General features: G+C 64.3%; 13 protein-coding genes. 6 read left to right on the top strand and 7 right to left on the bottom strand.

What is annotated here, in order from left to right; genetic code table 11:
* Positions 1-101 precede the first annotated feature (101 nt).
* Positions 102-1,121 carry a LacI family DNA-binding transcriptional regulator gene (locus DOM58_RS15890; protein WP_110693662.1) on the bottom strand — a complete coding sequence of 340 codons (1,020 nt, stop codon included), beginning with the start codon at positions 1,119-1,121 and terminating at the stop codon, positions 102-104.
* 373 nt (positions 1,122-1,494) lie between these two features.
* On the opposite strand from DOM58_RS15890, the gene DOM58_RS15895 reads away from it, so the two are divergent.
* The 6 genes from DOM58_RS15895 (at position 1,495) to DOM58_RS15920 (ending at position 9,208) form a co-directional block, all read left to right on the top strand.
* Positions 1,495-2,424 carry a Bug family tripartite tricarboxylate transporter substrate binding protein gene (locus tag DOM58_RS15895; protein WP_157957567.1) on the top strand — a complete coding sequence of 310 codons (930 nt, stop codon included), beginning with the start codon at positions 1,495-1,497 and terminating at the stop codon, positions 2,422-2,424.
* A gap of 65 nt (positions 2,425-2,489) precedes the next feature.
* Entirely contained in the window at positions 2,490-2,927 is a 438-nt protein-coding gene (locus DOM58_RS15900; RefSeq protein ID WP_157957568.1) for a tripartite tricarboxylate transporter TctB family protein, read from the top strand.
* A 16-nt stretch (positions 2,928-2,943) separates the two neighbouring features.
* The gene (locus DOM58_RS15905) at positions 2,944-4,449 is read left to right on the top strand and encodes a tripartite tricarboxylate transporter permease (protein WP_110693665.1); all 1,506 of its coding nucleotides are present in this window, start codon (positions 2,944-2,946) and stop codon (positions 4,447-4,449) included.
* The gene (locus tag DOM58_RS15910; RefSeq protein WP_110693666.1) at positions 4,446-6,209 is read left to right on the top strand and encodes a solute:sodium symporter family transporter; all 1,764 of its coding nucleotides are present in this window, start codon (positions 4,446-4,448) and stop codon (positions 6,207-6,209) included. Before DOM58_RS15905 ends, DOM58_RS15910 begins: the two co-directional genes overlap by 4 nt.
* A gap of 38 nt (positions 6,210-6,247) precedes the next feature.
* Positions 6,248-7,396, top strand: a complete 1,149-nt coding sequence (locus DOM58_RS15915) for a mandelate racemase/muconate lactonizing enzyme family protein (protein WP_075561914.1) — start codon at positions 6,248-6,250, stop codon at positions 7,394-7,396.
* Between the two features lie 21 nt (positions 7,397-7,417).
* Positions 7,418-9,208 (top strand): alkaline phosphatase family protein, encoded by a 1,791-nt coding sequence (locus DOM58_RS15920; protein WP_110693667.1) that lies wholly within the window; start codon positions 7,418-7,420, stop codon positions 9,206-9,208.
* A gap of 68 nt (positions 9,209-9,276) precedes the next feature.
* Here the strand turns inward: DOM58_RS15920 and DOM58_RS15925 are convergent, their stop codons facing one another.
* The 6 genes from DOM58_RS15925 to DOM58_RS15950 all read right to left on the bottom strand — a co-directional run bounded on the left by DOM58_RS15925 (position 9,277) and on the right by DOM58_RS15950 (position 14,873).
* The gene (locus DOM58_RS15925; RefSeq protein ID WP_110693668.1) at positions 9,277-10,092 is read right to left on the bottom strand and encodes a phosphodiesterase; all 816 of its coding nucleotides are present in this window, start codon (positions 10,090-10,092) and stop codon (positions 9,277-9,279) included.
* Complete coding sequence (locus tag DOM58_RS15930; protein ID WP_110693669.1) at positions 10,086-11,102, bottom strand: ABC transporter ATP-binding protein; 1,017 nt, start codon at positions 11,100-11,102, stop codon at positions 10,086-10,088. The genes DOM58_RS15925 and DOM58_RS15930 overlap by 7 nt, the downstream gene beginning before the upstream one ends.
* Positions 11,099-11,914, bottom strand: a complete 816-nt coding sequence (locus DOM58_RS15935; protein ID WP_110693670.1) for an ABC transporter permease — start codon at positions 11,912-11,914, stop codon at positions 11,099-11,101. The genes DOM58_RS15930 and DOM58_RS15935 overlap by 4 nt, the downstream gene beginning before the upstream one ends.
* 71 nt (positions 11,915-11,985) lie before the next feature.
* A complete protein-coding gene (locus tag DOM58_RS15940) occupies positions 11,986-12,804 on the bottom strand; it encodes an ABC transporter permease (protein WP_075561909.1) in 819 nt (272 codons plus the stop codon).
* A gap of 1 nt (position 12,805) precedes the next feature.
* Complete coding sequence (locus tag DOM58_RS15945) at positions 12,806-13,825, bottom strand: ABC transporter substrate-binding protein (protein WP_110693671.1); 1,020 nt, start codon at positions 13,823-13,825, stop codon at positions 12,806-12,808.
* A gap of 10 nt (positions 13,826-13,835) precedes the next feature.
* Entirely contained in the window at positions 13,836-14,873 is a 1,038-nt protein-coding gene (locus DOM58_RS15950) for a LacI family DNA-binding transcriptional regulator (RefSeq protein ID WP_110693672.1), read from the bottom strand.
* Positions 14,874-14,979: the final 106 nt, after the last annotated feature.

The raw sequence follows: 14,979 nt of genomic DNA on the forward strand, positions 1-14,979 counted from the left end.
TCTCTCCACCCGGTAGCCCGAATCGCTTCTACCGTTCGCAACCGGCTGAGCGTCTCGCGCTGCGGCGGCGCTTCGGGGAGCGGCCTTCGAACCGAGATCGCTCAGACACTTTGCCTTTCCACCAGCCTCACCCCGAGGTCGAGGCGTCTGTCGCTCTCCGGCAGTTCCCCCTTGAGACGTGACAGCAGCATTCGGGCGGTGTGCTGGCCGATTTCCCGGCGGGGCGGTTCGATGGTGGTGAGCGGAGGCACGGTACTGGTGGTGAAGTCCAGATTGCCGAAGCCGGCAAGGGCAATACGGTCGGGAATGGCCCAGTGCTGGCGTTGGCATTCCATCATCACCCCGAGCGCCACCATGTCGTTGGAACAGGCGATGGCTTCGATGTCGGGATGTTCCTGGAGCAACGTCTGAGTCAGCCGGCCGGTCTCTTCGGCATGGCTGCGCCCGCTCAGCTCGCGAAGCTCGACCGTGCCGCCGGCGGCTTCGACGGTGTCGCGAAAGCCGTGGTAACGATCCCCTGCGCGCACGTCGCGCTGAAAGTTGGTGCTGACGAAGGCCATCCGGCGGCGGCCCTGACGCAGCATGTGCTCGGCCACCAGGCGACCGCAGCTGTGATGCGAAAACCCCACCACCATGTCCAGTCCCGGCTGACCGTAGTCCCACATCTCGACGATGGGCGTGTCGTTGTGGGCGAGCAGCGACAGCGACTTGCGGTTATGCAGAAAGCCGGTCAGCACCAGGCCGGCGGGGTTCCAGCTCAGGATCGAGCGGATCAGCTCCTCTTCCCGCGAATCGTCGAATTCGGTGTTGCCGATCAACAGTTGATAACCGGCGCTGCGCAGATGGCGTTCCAGCGTCTCGAGCGTCTCCGAAAAGAACGAGTTGGTGATGGTGGGCACCAGTACGCCAATCACGTTGGAGCGAGAAGAGGCCAGCCCGCCGGCCATGGTATTGGGCAGATAGCCGAGTCGGTCGATGGCCGCCTGGATCTTGTCGGCGCGGCGGGGGGAGACCTCGCCAGGTCGGCGCAGGTAGAGCGATACCGTGCTCGGTGAAACGTTGGCCAACTGGGCGACTTCGCCCATGGTCACGCGCTGTGAACTGCGTCTGTTTCTGGCCACTTTCGATCCTTAAAACGTCAGCGTCATCGGTTTGCGAACTGGTGCCGGTACGTGACGTTCCCTGCGTTGCTGTTTCGATGATGTTTCGATTTGGCTCGGTAGTGTACCGGGTCATTGGTGAGGTTTCGTCTCGTCAACGGCTCTCGTCTTTTGGTCTAATTCTACGACGAATGGACGAATGGCAATGATTGTCCGTCAAAAATCGTAGCGCTACGATTTTAGCTCGATTCTCAGAGCAGGCGTTATGCATCGAAAGGTTTAGGCGAGGCAGCAACTCGATCGAGATCAGGATAAGCACTCAGAGGTCTATCGAATTCTGCTAAAGCGCTTGTTTTCCGCCGTTTTCGCAGCGCTACGAAAAATGGAGCTAACCATGACATCATTGCGTTATTTGCTGGCCGCACTCGCGCTGATCGGCGCGACCCAGTCGGCCGTGGCCGCCGACAATCTGGACATCATCGTGCCGTTCGCAGCCGGTGGCGCCACGGACATCGTCGCGCGCAGCTTCGAGCCGACTTTCTCGCAGCAGCTGGGCGTTACCTCGGTGGTGCGCAACGTCGCCGGGGCCAGCGCTACGGTCGGTACGGCAGAAGTCGCCAAGAGCGAGGGCAATCCCAACATCATCGGCTACGAGCCGGCCGGGGCGCTGACGATTCAGCCCTCGCTGAAAAAGCTGCCCTACGGTCCGGATAGCTTCACCTACATCTGCCGCACCGTTTCCAATCCGATGTTCCTGATGGTCTCGAAATCCTCCGACATCACCTCGTTCAAGCAGCTGGTCAAGGAGTCCCAGGATCAGCCGTTCCTCTATGGCTCTTCCGGCCCGGGAACGCTGCCGCATCTCGCCATGGCGGCAACTGTGGTCAACAGCGACCTCAAAGCCGAGCACATTCCCTACAGCGGTTCGGGCCCGGCGATGAATGCGCTGGCGGGCAACGAGATCCAGATCATGGCCGATACCGAGACCATTCTCGAAAACTACGATCTCCGCCCGCTGGCGGTGTTTGCCGACCATCGCGTCGAGGGCTACGACGACGTGCCGACGATCGAGGAGCTCGGCCTGCCCGAGCTGGATTTCGCCGTCTGGCAAGGCGTCGTCGCCCCCAAGGGCATCTCGGATGAACGTGCCCAGCAGTACGCCGATGCCTGCAAGGCGACGGTCGAATCGGACAAGTTCAAGACCTTTGCCGACAAGGCCAAGGCGGGTATCGCCTATCTCGGGCCGGATGATTTCAAGTCGTTCGTGCAAAAGCGCTTCGAGGCCAACAAGCAGGTGCTGAAGGATGCGGGTCTGACGCGGTAAGCCGTTTTCTCGATCCGTTGTTCGCTTGAGCGATGGCTCTCTCGATCTCTCAGGAGTCGCGATTCATGTTCGCATCCTTGATTCACCCCCGCGTCTTGACCGCGCTGGCGTTGCTGCTGGCCGGTGGCGCTCTTTCGATCTCGGCATGGCAGGGGCCGGACAGCGCCATGCTGGTGCCGCGCATCGTGCTGACGATCTGGTGCGCGATGGCGCTGGCGATATTGATCGGCGAGCTGGTGCGCCGTGTGCCGGTGAAAAACGTGACGCTGTCGCCACTGCCGCTGCTGATGGCGGCGGTGCTGATCGCCGCAATTGCCACGGCGAGTCTCGGCTTCCTGATCCCGGCGCTGCCACTGGTGGCACTGACGCTGTGGCTGTTCCGTATCCGACGGCCGTTGCCGCTGCTGGTGGGCACGATCGTGATCGGTGGCGGGCTGTGGTTTCTGTTCCATCACGTGCTGATGATCCGGTTGCCGGCGCTGTTGACGAGTGGTCTGGTTTGATGGAGGGGAATCTGAGATGGACGTGATTCTGGCGGCGATGGGCGATGCGTTTACCTGGCAGGCGCTGCTCGCCATCGTGATCGGTACCTGGGCGGGCATCATCATCGGTGGGCTGCCCGGGCTGGGCTCGGTGGTGGGCTTGACGATCTTCCTGCCGTTCACCTTCGGCATGGATGTCATCACCAGCATGGCGCTGTTGATCGGCGTCTACTGCGGCTCGGTCTACGGTGGGTCGATCACCGCGATTCTGATCAACACGCCGGGCACGCCGCAGTCGGCCGCCACGGTCTTCGACGGCTACCCGATGACCCAGCAGGGGCGGGTCGACGAAGCGCTGGGCTGGGCGACCTTCGCCTCGTTCTTCGGCGGCGTGCTCTCCTGCGTATTGCTGATCTTCTGCGCCCCGCAGCTGGCCAAGTTCGCCGTCAACTTCGGCTCGATCGAAGTCTTCGCGCTGGTCTGTCTGGCGATGCTGTGTATCGTCGGGATCTCTCGTGGCAGCCTGCTCAAGGGGCTGGTGTGCGGGATGATGGGTTTCTTCTTCTCGATGGTCGGCAGCGATCCGATCACCGGCGCCGACCGCTTCACCTTCGGCACCTACGCGCTCAGCTCGGGGCTGGATCTGATCCCGGTGGTGGTGGGGGCGTTCGCGCTGTCGGAAGTCTTCGTTCGATTTTCGGCGCGTGACGAGGAAGCCACTTCCATCCCCGAGGCGCGGCTGCGCTTTCCCACCCTGCGCGAGATCGGCCGACGCCTGATCGAGCTGGTGCGGGGTTCGTTCATCGGCAGTTTCGTCGGCGCACTGCCGGGTACCGGCGCGGCCGCGGCGGCGTTCATCAGCTATGCCGCGGCGCAGAAGCTGTCGCCGCGGCGGGCCAATCTGGGCAAGGGCGAGCCGGATGGCATCATCGCCTCGGAATCTTCCAACAATGCGGTGACCGGCAGCGCCTTCATTCCCACGCTGGCGCTGGGCATTCCTGGCGACGTGGTCACGGCGATGATGATGGGCGCCATGGTGATTCACGGCATCACACCGGGCGTACGTTTGATGGCGGACCAGGCGCAGACGGTCTACGCGCTGTTCGTGGTGCTGATCATCGTCAACGTCGCCATGCTGATTTTGAGCAAGCCCTCCATCGGCCTGTTCCGCTACCTGTTCAAGCTGCCCTTGGGCTTCGTGATGGCCGGCATCGTGATGTTCAGCTTCATCGGCGCGGTGTCGGTGCGCGGCAATCCGCTGGATCTGGTGGTCGCGGCATTGACCGGGATTCTCGCCTACGTGCTACGCCGCGGCGGCTATCCGCTGGCGCCGCTGGTCATCGGCATGGTGCTGGGGCCGGCGCTGGAGAGTTCATTGCGCCGAGGCCTGCTGATCTCGCGCGGTGACTTCTTCTCGTTCTTCACCCATAGCGGTATCGCCACCACGCTGTTCGTGTTGATCGCGCTGTTTCTGGTCTGGACAGTGGCGGCGGGCGTGCTCGAGTGGCGGGCGAAACTTGCTGCTCAGGAGGAGCGATCATGACGCTGACCCTAATCTCGTTTCTCGGCTTCACGGCGCTGGTTGCGGTCATTTCCTGGTGGAAGACGCGGCGCGACGATCTCAGTCAGATATCGGGCTATTTCCTGGCCGGGCGCAGCCTGAGCTGGATCGTGATCGCCGGCTCGCTGTTTCTGACCAACATCTCGGCGGAGCAGTTGACCGGGCTCAACGCCAACGCCTTCAGCAACGGCGCCAATGTGATGGCGTGGGAGACCGTAGCGGCGCTGACTCTGATCGTGCTGGCCTTCGTCTTCCTGCCGCGCTACTTGCGCTCCGGCATCGGCACCGTGCCGCAGTTTCTGGAGTACCGGTACGGCCGGCGGATGCGGCTCGTCGCCTCGTTCATCTTCATCTACGCCATCGTCATCGGCTTCTTGCCGTTCGTACTCTACGCCGGCGCGATCACCCTCGGCCAACTGTTCGATATCGGCACGCTGTTCGGCATCGGCCAGACCGCCACGACCTGGGTGATGGTCATCGCCATCGGCGTGGTCGGGGGCATCTACGCGGTCTTCGGCGGGCTCAAGGCGGTGGCGGTCTCGGACACCATCAACGGCGTCGGCCTGCTGATCGCCGGGCTGCTGGTGCCGATCCTGGGCCTCTATACGTTGGGCGGCGGAGATCTGTTCGGCGGCTGGCAGGTGATGACGACCCAGGCGCCGGAGCGGCTCAACGCCGTCGGCACCTCGCCGGACGCCAACATCCCCTGGTACGGCATGATCTCCGGCGTGCTGCTGATCAACCTGTTCTACTGGTGCACCAACCAGGCGATCGTGCAGCGGGCGCTGGGTGCGCGTTCGCTGGCCGAGAGCCAGAAGGGCGTGCTGGCCGCCGGATTCCTCAAGATGGCCGGCGTCTTGATGCTGGTGTTGCCGGGCATCATCGCCTGGCATCTCTACCAGCAGGGCATGCTGGAAATTCCCACCAAGCCGGGGAGCGAGACGCTCAACGCCGATGTCGCCTATCCGGTGCTGGTGCGCTCGATCCTGCCGCCCTGGCTGACCGGCTTTTTCTGCGCGGCGATGTTCGGGGCGATTCTCAGCTCCTTCAACAGCGGCGTGAACAGTCTCTCGACGCTGATCAGCCTGGATATCTACAAATCGCTGATCAAACCGAACGCCACCGACCGCGAGACCGTCCGCGTGGGGCAGCTGTTCGCCACTGCCACCATCGCGATCTGCATCGTGATCGCGCCCTATATCGCCAACGCCGACAGCCTCTACACCCTGATGCGCACCATCATGGCGGTGATCAACGTGCCGATCTTCACGGTGATTCTGTTCGGCGTGATCTCCAAGCGAGCGCCAGCGCTGGCGGGTTACGTCGGCCTCGTCTTCGGCATGGCGTTCTTCTATCTGACGCACTTCGTGCTGGGTGACGATCTCGGCTTCGTCCAGGTCCACTGGCTGCTGCTGGTGGGGATCAACTTCCTGCTGATGCTTGGCGTGATGACGCTGGTGCGCGTGCTGAAGCCGCTGCCCGAGCCGGTCGAGATACCGGATACGCGGGAAGTCGACATCACCCCATGGCGCTATGCCCGGCACGCCAGCTGGTTGCTGGTGGCGCTGTTCGTACTGGTCTACGCGGCGCTGTCACCGCTGGGCGTAACTTCGCCCTCCGGCTCTTTCGTCATCGTCCTGGGCGTCAGCGGGGTCACTTTGCTGGTGCTTTACGGCCTCTACCGCCTGATCGCTTCTCGCCTGCGCGGCAAGTCCGCGCAGACGGCCCGGGCCAGCACGTAAGTTCTTCCCACTCTCTTTTCGTTGCGGAGTCATTCTCCATGAAGATCACTGATCTCAAGACCCACGTACTGGCCGCGCCGCTGGAACAGCCGTTTTCGTTCTCCCAGGGCTGGGTACATCAGCGCACGGCGATGCTGGTGGAGATTCACACCGAGGATGGCCTGATCGGCTGGGGCGAATGCGTCAACCACGGCCTGCAGCCGCCGCAGGTTGCCCAGGCGATGGTCGAATACGCGCTCAAGCCGCTGGTGATCGGGCGTTCGGTGTTCGAGCGCGAAGTGCTATGGGAGACGATGTACAACCACACCCGCCCCTACGGTCAGAAGGGCGTGGCGCTGTTCGGCATCGCGGCGATCGATATCGCGCTGTGGGATCTGGCCGGCAAGGCGCTGGGCCAGCCGATCCACCGCTTGATGGGTGGCGCTTTTCGCGACGAGATCCGCCCCTACGCCACCGGCTTCTATCGCCGCGAGGGCGGCAACTATCCTGAGGAAGTGGTCGAGGAGGCGCTGCGCCATCAGGCCAACGGCTACCGGGCGATGAAGATCAAGACCGGCTTCGGCATCGAGGCGGATATCCGCGACATGCGCGCGGTGCGCGAGGCGGTGGGCGATGAGATCGCGCTGATGATGGACGCCAACTGCGCCTACAGCGTGCCGGCGGCGCGGCGCATCCTGATGGAGCTCGAAGAGACGCGGGTGCATCTGTTCGAGGAGCCGCTGAGCCCGGAGAACCGCCACGGCTATCGCGAACTCAAGGGCGTTTCGCGTACCTGGATCGCCGCGGGCGAGAACGAGTACTCCAAGATTGGCTACCGCGACTGGATCAGCGAAGGCGCGCTGGACGTGATTCAGCCGGATATCGGCGCCGCCGGCGGGCTCACCGAGTGCCGCAAGATCGCCGCGCTGGCCCAGGCCTTTCACGTACCGATGATCCCGCACGTCTGGGGCACAGGCGTGGGCTTGGCCGCCGCCGTCCAACTGATCGCCACCTTGCCGCCGCAGCCGCTCTCGCTCACTCCCGACGAACCGATGCTCGAGTACGATCAATCGGCGCATCCGTTCCGTCAGGAGCTGATTGGCGGCGAGTTCCAGCTCAACGCCAACGGCTGTGTCGAGGTGCTCGACAAGCCGGGCCTGGGCATCGAGATCGATCGATCCATCATCGACCAGTACACCGTTCAGTAACTGGCGCCCACAGGAGATCTCATGAGTCAGAACCGTAAAATCCTGCTGCTGGGCGTCGATGGTCTGATCCCCGAACTGGTCGAGCGCTTCTGCGCCGAGGGCGTGCTGCCGAACATCCAGCGCCTGCGCGACGAAGGCGGCTCGACGCGGCTGCTGCCCTATATCTCGACCTGGGGCGATACCAATTTCGTGACGTTCCTGACCGGCCAGGCGCCCGGCACCAGTTGGGTCGGCCAGCGCCTGCCACCCAGCGGCACCGGGCATCTGCTGGAGCTGATGCGCGACGCCGGCAAGCGCGCCGCGCTGGTGCACTTCCCCGAGAGCCTGGTGCCCGCGGGCGAGCGCGATCTCTGCTTCGCGCCGTTCTACAGCGGCAGCGGCCCAGCGCCGATGGAGCTGGCGCCGGCGTGCCTGCACAGCACCCATCTCGACCGGTGGACATCGACACCATCGACCGAAGCGCTGGGCTGGCCGCCCACCGGCACGCTGGCTCACCACCAGAAGCACAATCGCTTCGACATCGAGCGCACGGATGACGGCTTCGTCGCGTTGATTCCCGCCCATCGTGGCGAGCCGGTACCGGTAACGTTGCGCCTCGAAGGGGAGCGTCTGCGTCTCGAGATCGCGAAAGCGGAAGCGAGCCTGCGCGTCGACGAATGGAGCGACTGGCTGCCACTGACGGACGAGCACGCCATTGAGGGCAAGCCGGCGGCGGTGCGCTTCAAACTGCTCGATCTTGATGCCGACAGTGGCAGGATCGACCTGCTGCAGTCGCAGATCACCGCACCGGAAGGCAGCAGCGGTAGGCCGGGCCTGGCGCGCCGACTGATCGAACGCCACGGCCCGTTCATCTCCAAGTGGGCGGTTTCCGCCGACCCGGACACCCGCTACTTCGAAACCAGTTTCGAAGAGGGGCGCTACCAGCTCGAATGGCTGGTCGACAGCGCGTTGACGCTGCTCAATGACGAGGGCTTCTCGCTCTTCGCCACCGTCTTCCGGCTCAACGACGAGACCCATCACACCTGCCTCGCCCAGTGCGATCCCGAATCCAAGTTCTACACGGCCGATCACGAGCGTTATCTCGAGGTGATCCGGCGCTCGTACCGCATTCTCGACGACGCCGTGGGCCGGGCCCTGGTCGGCTGCGACGACGACACCACGCTGGTGCTCGCCTCCGATCACGGCGATGTGCCCAACTCCCACCTCTGTGATATCCACAGGCGGTTGGCCGAATTCGACCTGTGCACGATCGACGGAGAGGGCAAGCCCGACGTCGCCGCGAGCCAGGCGTTTCTCAAGGACGAGCGCGGCGGCCTGGAGATCTTCGTCAATCGCGACCTCGTGCCGACAGCCGAGATCGAGCGGGTACAGACGCGCATCCTCAAGGCGCTGACCACCTGGTATGTCGAAACGGCTAGCGGCGAGCGCAACGTGGTCGCGCTGGCACTCAAGAAACAGGACGCCAGCCCGCTCGGCTACTGGGGGGAACGCATGGGCGACGTGCTCTTCGCCTACGCCCCCGGCTTCGTCTGGGGCACCAACCAGCGCGGCGATACCGTCGCCGAACTCGTCACCCCCGGCGCCAATCACGGCCCGCAGGTGCCCACCGCCAGCACCGGGTTCGCCTCCAACCACGGCGTGGCGTTTTTCCACGGGGCCGGCATTCGAGCCGGCGTCGAACTGCCATTCGATACCGCTCGCGGCATCCAGCGCATGGATAGTGCCGGCGCCACCTTTGCCCGACTGCTAGGGCTCTCGCCCGATTCGCTGGACGGAAAGGTGCTGGAGGGGGTGCTGGAGTCACGCCGGTAGAGGAAACGCGACTCGGACGACGCACAAGTCGTCAGTGCGGACCGCCCAGATACCTTCAGGCCAACCCCTCACTCATCAATCAGTCCGCCCTCTTCATGAAAGGGGTGCGGCATTCCGTAGTCGCCGATCACGGCGTGGTGAGTGATCAACTCTCCATCGCGCCAGAGATGAAGTTGATAGCCCGGCGGCTCCATGACGAAAGCAGAGGGACCGTTGTCGCTCAGATCCAGCGCGACCTGGTGGGCGGTGCTGGGGCAGCAGCTGGCGATGGTGCCGGCAAAGCGCTGAAAGATCGTGCGGTGGACATGGCCGCAGATGATGCGTTCCACGTTGGGGTAATCGCGCACGATCGCGGCCATCTCGGCTGCGCCGGTGAGGCCGATGGCGTCCATATGCGCGATGCCGGTGGCGAATGGCGGGTGGTGCATGAAGATCAGCGTCGGCCTCTCCGGCTGTTCCGCCAGACGTGCCGCGAGCCAGTCGAGACGCTGGGCGCAGAGTTCGCCGCGTCCTTCACCGGGAATCAGGGTATCCAGCGCCAGCAACCTTAGCGGAAAGCGTTCGATGGCGTACTGGATGAACGGGCCCTCGCCGAGATAATCGTGCTCGGGGAAGGCGGCGCGCATCGCCTGGCGATCGTCGTGGTTACCGGCAATCAGATACCAGGGAATTTCCAGCGGCGCGAGCCGCTCGGCCAGCGTAGCGTACTCTTCAGGGCGGCCGAAATCGGTGGCATCGCCGGTAATCAGCACCACGTCCGGGCGTGGGTCGAGCGCGTTGAGTGCGGCGATGGCCGGCGGCAGATAGCGGTCGGTCTCGACCACGCGATAGGCCTTCTGGCCCGGCCGACGAATGTGCAGGTCGGTGATCTGGGCGATCAGCATGGGGCAGGCTCCTTGGCCGTCCGAGATTGGGTCAGGTTTATGGCCACGCGTTCGCCCGGCTGCCATGGGGCATCGGGTTCGGCCAGCGCCGTGAATGGCTGACCGTCGTCGAGGACGAGCTCGAAGCGGATATGGCTGCCAAGATAGAAGCGGGCGACGATGTTGGCCTCGAGCCCGTTACCCGGCGGGCCGAGTCGTATCTCGTACGGCCGGAAGCTGAGCGACTCGACGCCGTGGTGAGCGCTCACGACACTGCCCTGAAGCCGGCACAGCGTGCCGATGAAGTCGGCAACGAAAGGAGAGGCGGGTTCGCGATAGAGCGTCTCCGGCTGCCCGATCTGTTCCAGCCGTCCGGCAGACATCACCGCTACCCGGTCGCCGAGCATCATCGCCTCCTCCTGATCGTGGGTGACGATCACGCAGGTGATGCCGAGCTTGCGTAGCAGGGCGGCGAGATCGACCCGCAGCTGTTGGCGCAGGCGCGCATCGAGTGCGGTCAACGGTTCGTCGAGCAGCAGTACGCGGGGCTCGATGGCGATCGCCCGGGCCAGAGCCACGCGTTGGCGCTGTCCGCCGGAGAGCCGATCGACTCGGCGCTCTGCCAGCGCTTCCAGCTCGACCAGTTCGAGCATTTCCATGACGCGCTTTCGCCGCGTCTCGACATCCACCCCGCGAATCTTGAGTCCGTAGCCGACGTTCTGCGCCACGTTCATGTTGGGAAACAGCGCGTAGCCCTGAAAGACCACGCCGACGCCTCGCGCCTCCGGCGCTACCCGGGTGACGTCGTCGTTGCCGAAGCGAATGCTGCCGCCGGCGTCGGTCTCTTCCAGACCGCAGATCATGCGAAGGAGCGTGGTCTTGCCGCAGCCGGACGGGCCGAGCAGGGCGAGCGTTTCGCCGGCGCGCACTCCCAGGTCCAGCGGCTCGAGCGCGCGAGTGCCATCGGGCCAGGTCTTGGCGCAGTTGGCCAGGGTGATGGAAAGCGCCTGAATGGGTGAAGCAAGGGTCATGTCGAAGCTCCAAGCGATATGCTGCCACTGCGCGTAGTGCGGGCCGCGAACGACTGCAGGCCGACCATCAGTGGCAACAGCATCAACAGGAAAACGAGGGTGTAAGCGGAGGCGACCTCGAGACGCATCGAGGCGTAGCTGTCGGCCAGCCCGACCGGCAGCGTCTTGGTCAGCGGCGTGTGCAGCAGCCAGGTCAGGTTGAATTCGCCGATGGAGAGCGTCACCACGGTCAGCGCGCCGGTGACGATACCGCTGCGGGCGGCAGGCACGATGATGTCGAAAAAGCGTCGGCGGCGGCTGGCGCCGAGAGTCGCCGCGGCTTCGTCCAGCACCACCAGATCGGCGCCCTGCATCCCGGCGCGCACCGCGCGGACCATGAACGGCAGCGTGAACAGCACATGGCCGATGACGATGAATAAAACGCTACTGCGCAGCCAGCCGACGCTACCCCAGGAAACGATCAGGGCCAGTGCGGTGGCGAGTCCCGGCACGGCGACGGGGAGCGTCAGCAACTCCTCGAGCAGGCGGGAAAGTCGGCCGGGAAACAGCGTCAGCACCCAGGCAGCGGGCACGCCGATGACTGCAGTGATGACGAGCGTGGCCAGCGCCACGCCGTAGGAGCGCCAGATCGTGTCGGCATAGAGATCCCAGACCTGAACCACCCAGTCCAGCGTCAGACCGCTGGATAACCCGACGAAATAGTTCTTCGTCAGCCCGGCAGTAACCGAGAGCAGTACCGGGCCGATCAGGAAGGCAGTGACGGCCAGGGTAATCGTCAGGCCCAGCCGGGTGTCGAGGCGAGAATGGGTCATGGGCTTGAAGTCTCAGCGGCATGGTTTAACGGTCGGTTCGACGGTCTGTTTTGAATATCGGGGAAACGACATCAGCGGGCGCTGGCCGAACGGTTGGCGAGCGTGTTGGCGATATAGAGCGCCGCCCAGGTGGCCAGCCCCAGCACCACGGAGAGTGCCGCGGCAACCGGAATATTCGCGTAGTTGGTGAACTCGTCGTAGATGGTGATCGGCAGCACGTCGATCTTGGTGCCGAGCGTGAATACCGTGCCGAAGGCGCCCATGGCGGTGGCGAAACACATCGCACCGGCGGCGGTCAGCGCGCTGGTCAGCGCCGGCAGCTCGATATCGACGAAGCGTCGCCAAGGGCTTGCGCCCAGGGTCTGCGCCGCTTCCAGCCAGTGCCTGTCGATCCCTTCCACTGCCGCCATCAGCACACCGATGGTGCGCGGCAGCAGGAAGTAGAGATAGCCGATGAACAGTCCCGCCATGCCGTAGGCGAGCACCATCGGTTCACCGGAAAGCGCTTTCGCCAGCGTATTGAGCACGCCCTGGCGCCCCGTGGCGAGAATCACCAGAAAGCCCACCACCACGCCGGGAAAGGCGAGTGGAAAGATCAGCAGCGACATCAGCACCCGCCGCCCGGGAAACGCCGGGTGACGGGCGAGAAATCGGCTGACCGGTAGCGCGATCGCGAGCGTGGCAAGCGTTGCCGCCAGTGACAACCCCACGGTGTTGGCCAGACTCTGCCAGTAGCGCGGCTGGGTCAGCACCAGCCAGTAGGCGGAGACGTCCATGCCCTGAGGCGTCGCCGCGCCCAGCCCGGCCAGCTTGGCCATCGGCAGCAGCCAGAAAGCGACGAACAGCGTGATGGCCGGAATGGCGATGATCAGCCAGGCGCGGCGACCCATCTCAGTCGACCTCGTTGGCGTAACGCTGGGAGAAGGCGCGCTGGGCTGCTGCCATCTCGGCGTAGTCGACGGTCCCGGCACGGGCATAGTCGCTATCCGGCAGGAACTTCGCCTGGGCTTCCTTCGAGGCAGCACCCGGACGCACGGGGCGCAGGTAGGCATCGGCCCAGATCGACTGCCCCTTATCGGAGAGCACGTAGTCGAGCACCTTCTTGCCCGCTTCCGGGTTGGGATCGTTGGCGACCAGGCTCATCACGTAGGGCACGGTGATGGTGCCCTCCTGTGGGATCACGAACTGGACGTTGGCGTTGTCGTCGTAGCGCGCCCGATAGGCGTTGAAGTCATAGTCGAGCAGGATCGGAATCTCGCCGGAGAGCACGCGGGCGTAGGCGGTCTGCTTGGGTACGATCGGGTCGTTTTCCTGCAGCTTCTGAAACCACTCGATCGCTGGGGTGAAGTCCTCTAGCGAGCCACCCAACGCGCCGTTGACCGCGACCGCACCGACGTAGCCGACGAAAGCCGAAGACGGGTCGAGATAACCGATCAGGCCGCGGTATTCCGGCTTGAGCAGGTCTTCCCAGGATTGCGGCATCGGCGTATCGCCCAGCGCATCGACATTGACCATGAAGCCCAGGGTGCCGGAGTGAATCGCGAACCACTTGCCGTCCGGATCCTTGAGGCCGGCGGGAATTTCGTCCCAGTGGGTGGGTTTGTAGGCTTGCACCAGGTTCTGCTCGGCGGCCTGGATGCCGAAGGTGACGCCGTAATAGACGACATCGGCGACCGGGTTGCTCTTCTCGGCAGTGATCGAGGCCAGCGACTGACCGGAATTCTTGTTGTCCTGGGGCACGTGAATGCCGGTGTCTTGCTCGATGGCCTTCAACTGGGTGCCCCAGTCGGCCCACTCCGGCGGGCAGTTGTAGCAGATAGCGTTGTCGTCGGCCTGGGCCGCCAGCGGGCTCAGAGCGGCGCCGACGACTCCCAACGCCATGGCGGCGGCGCGTAGCGTGTGCTTCAACATGGTGCAATCCTCAAGAGTGGCAATGCGATGGTTGAACGGCTTGGTGCGACAAACTGGCGACGGTATCGCCGCCAAACAGGCGATGGGGCAGGCGCATAGAACGGCTGCCTTCGCCGCCGAGCGCGCTGAGTAGCTCCTGGCAGGCCTGGCTACCGATCTCGAAACTCGGCTGGTGGACGCTGGCCAGCGACGGCACCATCAAGGCGCCGAATGCCATGCCGTCGAAACCGCATACCGAAAGATCCCTGGGCACGCGTAAACCGAGTGAAGACAGTTCGGCGATCACGGCGGTGGCGAGCAGATCGTTGGAGCAGAACAGCGCGGTCGGCGGCTTCGGTGACGCCATCAGGCTCTTCAGACGACCTCGGTCGGCGGCAGTGTGCTGCGGCATCGAAACGTGTATCGGCGCTGGCAGGTCCAGGCGCGTGGCGCGGTCCCGCACGCCTTCCAGGCGTCGTAAAGCGCGGTCGGAAGCGTCGAGCGGGCCGCTGATCATGGCAAGTCGGCGATGCCCGCATGCCATCAGATATTCGACCATGTCGCCGGCGGCGGCGTGGTTGTCGACGCTGACAAAAGGATGCGAATCGCTCTCGTTGTAGGCCAGCACGAAGGGCACGTCGCTGGCGGTCAGCTCGTCGAGGGTGGCGCTGGTACTCGGGTCGGAGACGGTCAGGATCAACCCCTCGACACGATGATCGAGCAGGCTTCGCGCTGCCGTCCGCTCGCGCTGACTGTCGTATCCCGTGGTCGCCAGCATCACGCTGTAGCCCGCCTCCAGGGCTCGCGCTTCCGCACCCTCGAAACAGGCCGCGAAAACCGGATTGGCCAGAGTCGGCAACAGCAGCCCCAAGGTCTTGGTGCTGCCCGAACGGAGGCTGCTACCGACCTTGTTGGGCCGGAATCCCAGCCGCTTGGCAGTCGCGAGAATGCGCTCCCGCGTCGCGTCGTTGAGCAGCTCCGGCCGGTTGAACGCGCGCGATACCGTCGCCGGAGAAACTCCGACCTGTTCGGCAATCTGGACGAGCGATGGACGTGGCGTGAATGACATGACGGCAACGCAGCCTGCATGAATGAAAACGTTTGCAGTTTGAGTTCGGCGCGTGACACTGCGATGACGTCAACATGTCAGTTGAATGATGCGTATCCGTTGAAAG

The organism is Salinicola halophyticus, assembly GCF_003206695.1.
Lineage (GTDB): Bacteria > Pseudomonadota > Gammaproteobacteria > Pseudomonadales > Halomonadaceae > Salinicola > Salinicola halophyticus.

What these genes read in the sequence shown, in the direction of transcription:
- DOM58_RS15910 (WP_110693666.1), top strand. Translation starts at nt 4,446, where the DNA reads ATGACGCTGACCCTAATCTCGTTTCTCGGCTTCACGGCGCTGGTTGCG.
- DOM58_RS15925 (WP_110693668.1), bottom strand. Translation starts at nt 10,092, where the DNA reads ATGCTGATCGCCCAGATCACCGACCTGCACATTCGTCGGCCGGGCCAG.
- DOM58_RS15930 (WP_110693669.1), bottom strand. Translation starts at nt 11,102, where the DNA reads ATGACCCTTGCTTCACCCATTCAGGCGCTTTCCATCACCCTGGCCAAC.
- DOM58_RS15935 (WP_110693670.1), bottom strand. Translation starts at nt 11,914, where the DNA reads ATGACCCATTCTCGCCTCGACACCCGGCTGGGCCTGACGATTACCCTG.
- DOM58_RS15945 (WP_110693671.1), bottom strand. Translation starts at nt 13,825, where the DNA reads ATGTTGAAGCACACGCTACGCGCCGCCGCCATGGCGTTGGGAGTCGTC.
- DOM58_RS15920 (WP_110693667.1), top strand. Translation starts at nt 7,418, where the DNA reads ATGAGTCAGAACCGTAAAATCCTGCTGCTGGGCGTCGATGGTCTGATC.
- DOM58_RS15895 (WP_157957567.1), top strand. Translation starts at nt 1,495, where the DNA reads ATGACATCATTGCGTTATTTGCTGGCCGCACTCGCGCTGATCGGCGCG.
- DOM58_RS15950 (WP_110693672.1), bottom strand. Translation starts at nt 14,873, where the DNA reads ATGTCATTCACGCCACGTCCATCGCTCGTCCAGATTGCCGAACAGGTC.
- DOM58_RS15900 (WP_157957568.1), top strand. Translation starts at nt 2,490, where the DNA reads ATGTTCGCATCCTTGATTCACCCCCGCGTCTTGACCGCGCTGGCGTTG.
- DOM58_RS15905 (WP_110693665.1), top strand. Translation starts at nt 2,944, where the DNA reads ATGGACGTGATTCTGGCGGCGATGGGCGATGCGTTTACCTGGCAGGCG.
- DOM58_RS15915 (WP_075561914.1), top strand. Translation starts at nt 6,248, where the DNA reads ATGAAGATCACTGATCTCAAGACCCACGTACTGGCCGCGCCGCTGGAA.
- DOM58_RS15940 (WP_075561909.1), bottom strand. Translation starts at nt 12,804, where the DNA reads ATGGGTCGCCGCGCCTGGCTGATCATCGCCATTCCGGCCATCACGCTG.